The sequence below is a fragment of the Halorubrum sp. SD690R genome (assembly GCF_005435035.1).
In the GTDB taxonomy this organism is placed as follows: Archaea; Halobacteriota; Halobacteria; order Halobacteriales; family Haloferacaceae; genus Halorubrum; species Halorubrum ezzemoulense.
Genome location: NZ_SGTV01000169.1, coordinates 1 through 249, shown reverse-complemented (window position 1 = coordinate 249; position 249 = coordinate 1). Strand labels below are relative to the sequence as shown.

Below are 249 nucleotides of genomic sequence, written 5' to 3'. Positions count from 1 at the left end.
TCTCTGATGAACAGCACAAGCGGTTCGTCAAGGCACTTTACGAATCACCCGAGGAAGTAGGATTAGACGCGCCCGCGTGGTCTGTTCCACTAGCCCGTCACTATCTCGCCGAAGAGTTTGATGTTGATACTGTCAGCTAAATATTCTTTAGGTTAGAGTGTGATTAGCAAGTATGTCCACGCTTGACGCCGCCACTCTTGACGACCTCCGCGACGCTCTCGCGGAGGTCGAAGATAAAAAGCCGACACA

1 pseudogene is annotated in these 249 nt (G+C 51.4%); it reads left to right on the top strand.

The features are described from left to right. A pseudogene (locus EXE41_RS18910) lies at positions 1 to 128 on the top strand (IS630 family transposase); the annotation flags it as partial. Positions 129 to 249: the final 121 nt, after the last annotated feature.